At 71.9% G+C, this 5,299-nt stretch carries 4 protein-coding genes and 1 pseudogene; 1 reads left to right on the forward strand and 4 read right to left on the reverse strand.

What is annotated here, in order from left to right; all coding sequences use genetic code 11:
- Positions 1-76: 76 nt before the first annotated feature.
- From AB0J39_RS38030 to AB0J39_RS38045, 4 genes are read right to left on the reverse strand one after another with little or no spacing between them, the layout of a single operon-like run.
- Positions 77-997 carry an ABC transporter substrate-binding protein gene (locus AB0J39_RS38030; RefSeq protein ID WP_363473843.1) on the reverse strand — a complete coding sequence of 307 codons (921 nt, stop codon included), beginning with the start codon at positions 995-997 and terminating at the stop codon, positions 77-79.
- A gap of 39 nt (positions 998-1,036) precedes the next feature.
- Positions 1,037-1,699, reverse strand: coding sequence for an ABC transporter permease subunit (locus AB0J39_RS38035; RefSeq protein ID WP_346224498.1), 663 nt, complete (start codon positions 1,697-1,699; stop codon positions 1,037-1,039).
- Positions 1,696-2,370: an ABC transporter permease gene (locus AB0J39_RS38040; protein WP_346224497.1), complete on the reverse strand. Its 675-nt coding sequence runs from the start codon at positions 2,368-2,370 to the stop codon at positions 1,696-1,698. Before AB0J39_RS38040 ends, AB0J39_RS38035 begins: the two co-directional genes overlap by 4 nt.
- Positions 2,367-3,440 (reverse strand): ATP-binding cassette domain-containing protein, encoded by a 1,074-nt coding sequence (locus AB0J39_RS38045; RefSeq protein WP_363473845.1) that lies wholly within the window; start codon positions 3,438-3,440, stop codon positions 2,367-2,369. Before AB0J39_RS38045 ends, AB0J39_RS38040 begins: the two co-directional genes overlap by 4 nt.
- Before the next feature lie 283 nt (positions 3,441-3,723).
- Here AB0J39_RS38045 and AB0J39_RS38050 point away from each other — a divergent pair.
- Positions 3,724-5,299 (forward strand): annotated as a pseudogene (locus AB0J39_RS38050) (hypothetical protein); the annotation flags it as partial.

Genomic DNA, 5,299 nt, shown 5'->3' on the forward strand with positions numbered 1-5,299 from the left:
CCTCCCCCAGGTTGCGGCTCGGGTGTTCCCGGGGCCGGGGGCCCGGGATGCGGCATCCCGGGCCCCCCGGCTCAGGTCACACCAGGCCGTTCTGGGTGAGCCAGTCCTTGGCGACCACGGGCGGGTCGTCCTTGTCGACGGCGATCCGCTTCATGAGGCCGACCAGCGTCTGGGTGTCCAGCTTGGCGGAGACCGCGTTGAGCGTGGAGGTCACGGTGTCGTCCACCCCGGCCTTGAAGACGAGGGGCGTGATGTTCTCGGAGCCGAAGGCGTTCTTGTTGTCCTGCAGCGGCACGAGGTCGTTCAGCACGATCTTGGGGTCGGTGGTGAACACGTTGCCCACCTGGACCGTGCCGCTCTTGATCGCGTCGGCGGTGGTCGCCCCGGTGGGCTTCCACTGCTTGAACTCCAGGCCGTAGACGCTCTTGAAGTTCTCCTCCTGCCGCTGCTTGAACTCCGGCGGCCCGCCGACCACGAAGTCCTTCGCCACCTTGGCGAGGTCCTCGATGGTCGTCAGCTTGTACTTGTCGGCCGTGGCCTTGGTGACGGTGAGGGAGTTGTTGTCCTCGGCCGCGGCCGGCTCCAGCAGCTCCAGCTCAGGCGGCAGCTTGGCCTTGAGACCGGCGACGATCTCGTCCTTGGTCTTGGCCGTGCTCGACTTGTCCACGAAGGCCAGCAGCGACCCGGCGTACTCGGGCAGCACGGTCAGGCCGCCGCTCTTGACCTGGTCGTAGACCACCTCGCGGCTGCCGATGTTCGGCTTCTCCTCCACGGTGACCCCCTTGGCCTGGAGGGCCTGGGCGTACATCGAGGCGAGCAGGACGCTCTCGGGGAAGTCGAAGGAGCCGACGACGACCTTCACGGGGGCGGCGCCGCCCGAGCCGGAGGCCGTTGGAGCGGCGGTCGCCGTGCTGGACAGCGGGTCGGAGCCCCCGCAGGCCGATAACGTGAGCGCCGCGGTCAGCGCGACCGCCGCGACGCCGAAGATACGCCTCATGCCAGATAAACCCTTCATTGTCAGGGGATAATAGGGAGATTAGCGGACCTGGCGGACTCCGGGCGAGACGACCACCCGGTCCAGGAGGAGGAAGGCGAACTGGACGGCCAGGGCGAGGGCGGCCACCAGGACCGCTCCCCCGATGACGCTCGCATAGGTCTTGGTGGCCAGGCCGTCGATGATGAAGCGGCCGAGCCCGCCCAGGCCGACGAACGCCGCGACGGTGGCGGTCGAGACGACCTGGATGGCCGCCAGGCGCAGGCCCAGCAGGATCAGCGGCAGCGCGACCGGGGTCAGCGTCCGGAACAGCACCTGCCGCCCGCGCAGGCCCATGCCGTACGCGGCGTCGCGCAGGTCGGCGTCCACCCCCCGCACGCCCTCGTACGTGTTCACCAGGATGGGCGGGATCGCCAGCACGATCAGCGGGATCAGCACCGGCAGCACGGTCCCCACGCCCGCCAGCAGCACCACGAGCACGAGCAGGCCGAGCGTCGGCAACGCCCGGGCGGCGTTCGCCGCGACCACGACGACCAGCGCGCCGCGGCCCGTGTGGCCGATGAGCATGCCGAGCGGCACGGCGATCAGCGCCGCGACGAGGAAGGCCGCCGCCGAGAACTCCAGGTGCTCCAGCAGCCGGACGGGGATGCCGTCGGGCCCGGACCAGCGCGACGCGTCGCCGAAGAAGTCGGCCAGGAAGTTCACGCCGCCCTCCTCGCCCGGGACCAGGGGGTCAGCAGCCGCTGGGCGAGCACGAGCAACCCGTCGGCGAGCACGGCGAGCAGGACGATGAGCACGATCCCGACCACGATGGGCGTGTAGAACTGCCGCTGCCAGCCGTCGATGAACAGGTTGCCCAGCCCGCCCTGGCCGATCAGCGCGCCCACGCTGACCAGGCTGATGCTGGACACGGTGGCGACCCGCAGCCCGGCCAGGACCACCGGCACGGCGACCGGCAGCTCGACCCGGAGCAGCCGGCGCGCGGGCCGGAACCCCATCGCCACCGCCGACTGCCGTACGGGGTCGGGCACCGAGGCCAGGCCGTCCACCACGGCGGGGATCAGGACCGCGAGCGCGAAGAACGTCAGCGGGATGACGACGGTCGACCTGGTGAGCCCGGTGACCGACAGGAAGATCGAGAACAGCACGAGGGACGGCAGCGAGTAGGTGACGTTCATCAGCGCGGCCGTCGGCTGGTACAGCCAGCGCCACCGCACGCAGGCGAGGCCCAGCGGCAGGGCCACGACCAGCCCGAACAGCACGGGCAGGAAGGCCATCACGACGTGGTTCTCCAGCAGGGCGCTGATCGCGGTGGGGCCTCCGTTGGCCCAGTTGCGCGCGATCCAGTCCCACCGGACCAGAGGCTCCTGAGTCACGCGGGCGCCTCCTCGGCCGGCCCGGCGTCCGCGGCCGGCGGGGACGGCGGGGACGGCGCGGCGGGCGGCGCGTACTCGGCGAGCAGTTCGTCGATCGCGTCACGCCCCGCCACACCGCGCACGCGGCCCTCCTCGTCCACGGCGACCGCGACGCCGTTCGCCGACAGCAGGGCCGCGTCGAGCGCCGCCCGCAGCGAGTCGGTCTCCGGGTCGAAGGTCCCGTACGCCGCGAGCCCGTCGGCGGTCCGCCAGCCGAGCGGCCTGCCGGACTCGTCGGTCGTTAGATCGGACGGCGCCTGGCTCAGCCGCACCTCCTTGGCCGAGATGAACGACAGCCGCCGGATGCCGCGGTCGCGGCCGAGGAACTCGCGGACGAAGTCGTCGGCGGGCTCGGTGAGCAGCGTGGCCGGGCCGGCCATCTGGGCCAGCCGCCCGCCGACGCGCAGGACGGCCACGGTGTCGCCGAGCTTGACCGCCTCGTCGATGTCGTGGGTGACGAACACGATCGTCTTGCGCAGCTCCGACTGCAGCCGCAGCAACTCGTCCTGCAGGCTGGCCCGCACGATCGGGTCGACGGCGCTGAACGGCTCGTCCATGAGCAGCACCGGGGGATCGGCCGCGAGCGCCCGGGCCACGCCGACCCGCTGCTGCTGGCCGCCGGAGAGCTGGAAGGGGTATCGGCCGGCCAGTCCCGGGTCGAGGCCGACCAGCTCCAGCAGCTCCATCGCCCGGGCGCGCGCCTTCTGTTTGCTCCAGCCCAGCAGGTACGGCACGGTCGCCACGTTGTCCACGATCTTCCGGTGCGGGAAGAGACCCGCCTGCTGGATCACGTACCCGATGCCGCGCCGGAGCGTGGGCGGGTCGATCTCGCGCACGTCCCGGCCGTCCAGGGCGATGCGGCCGGAGGTGGCGTCGATCATGCGGTTGATCATCCGCAGCGACGTGGTCTTGCCGCAGCCGGAGGGGCCCACGAACACGGTGATCGCACCCGTGGGCACCTCCAGGCTGAGGTCGTCTACGGCCACCGTTCCGTCCCGGTAGCGCTTGGTGACGCCTTCGAACGTGATCACGCCATCTCGCCCTTCGAAAGAGTGTGCGATCAACCCAACATCAGGAGGCCCACTCGCTCTTCCCCGTGCGCCCCCCGGATATCAAACGCCACCCGTTCCGGACAGAACACCCGGCGCCCAGCCTACGGCGGGAACCTCCGATATCCGGGCCTAGATATCTATCAATAGGGCATCTCCTGATGCGTGGCGCGGCGATGTGTTGGCATGATTACTCTCACGCCTCTCCCATCCCCCCGCCGCGTCCCTCCGATACGGACCAGCACGAAACTCAGAGGAGCCGGTCGTGACTCCACCGCTCACCGGTCAGCGCTCCAGAAGCGAGCTGATCGCCGAGCTCTACGAGCGTCACGCCACGGGGTTGTTCGCTTACTGCCACGACCAGCTCGGCCAGACCACGTCGGCCGCCGACGCCGTGGTGGCCGTCTTCACCACCGCTCCGACCGCCGAGCCGCCCTCGCGCGCCGCGTTGTACGCGCTGGCGCGCCGGGAGATCTACCGCCGGGACGTCAGTTACGCGCTGCCGGCGGTCGACTCGGTCGCCGATCCCGCCACCGCGTTGATCGAGCGCGTGTTCCGGGACATCCGGCCGCACCAGCGCGAGGTCCTGCTGCTGTCGGAGGTGTGCGGCCTCACCGCGCCCGAGCTGTCACTCGTTCTCGACGTGGCGGTCGACACCGCCGAGGAGCTGATCGCGGCGGCGACGCGCCGCTTCGCCCAGACCCTGGAGACGGCGGTCACCGCCGCCAGGTCGGCGCCGTTCGTGCCCACGTCGGTCGCGGAGGTCTACGACGCCATCGGCGTCTCCCCCGTCGGCGACGTGCTGGCCCGGCTCCCCTGGCACCGGCCGGCCGCGTCCGTGCGCGACCGGGTGCTGACGGCGCTGCCGTACGAGGAGCCGGGCAGTGCCGCGGCGGGTCCGGAACAGTCCTCCGGGCTGGTAACCAAGAGGCTCTGGCCGACCACGCCGACCTGGCCGCTGCCGCTGAGCGACCCCGACCAGGTCACCAACACGTGCGTGGTCAAGACCGACGCCATCGCGCAGCCGCAGGGCTCCCGGCGTAAGGCCAAGCACGAGGCGACGACCGAGCCCATGCCCCGGTTGCGTGGCGCGCTGCTCAACTCGCTGGGCGAGGGGCGTCTGCGCAGGAGACGCCCCGGCCGGCCCTCGCCGGTGGAGCGGCAGGCGGCCCTGGCCGCACCCGTGGAGCCGCAGGGGTCCGCGCAGGAGCCCGCCCAGATCGCGTCCGCCACACCGCCGGCCACACCACCCGCCGCGCCTCCTGCCACCCCGTCTGCAACAGCGTCTGCTCCGGCTGCCACACCGCCTGCCACACCGTCTGCTCCGGCTGCCGCGGACACCGCTGCGGACACGTTCGACGCCTTCCGTCAGGCCGGCCCGTCCGACCCCTTCGGCGTCCCTGAGGCTCCCCATCGCGCGGACCCGTTCGAGGCCTTCGGCGCCTCGCCCCGCCCCGCGGACCCCTTCCCCACCGCTGACACATCACTTCGCCCCGCGGTGCCGTTCGACGCCTTCGGCAGCGCGCCGCGTCCGGCGGAGCCGTTCGACGCCTTCGGCGCCGTGCCGCGCCCCGGGGAGCCGTTCGACGCTCCAGGATCCGCGCCGCGTCCGGCGGAACCGTTCGACGCTCTCGGAAACACGCCGCGTCCGGCGGAACCTTTCGATGCCTTCGGACAGACGCCGGGTCCGGCGGAGCCGTTCGACGCCTTCGGCGGCACCGCCGCAGCCCGCCCGGCGGACCCGCTCGACGCGTTGTTCGACACGCTCCGCTTCGCCGAGCCCTTCGACGCGTTCCGCACGGCCGAGACCGCCGGCACGCCGCGGCAGGCCGAGCCCGTTG

It is taken from the genome of Microbispora sp. NPDC049633 (assembly GCF_040675265.1).
GTDB classification, from domain to species: Bacteria; Actinomycetota; Actinomycetes; order Streptosporangiales; family Streptosporangiaceae; genus Microbispora; species Microbispora maris.

Coding starts and splice junctions, on each gene's coding strand:
- AB0J39_RS38030 (WP_363473843.1), bottom strand. CDS start 997: ATGAGGCGTATCTTCGGCGTCGCGGCGGTCGCGCTGACCGCGGCGCTC.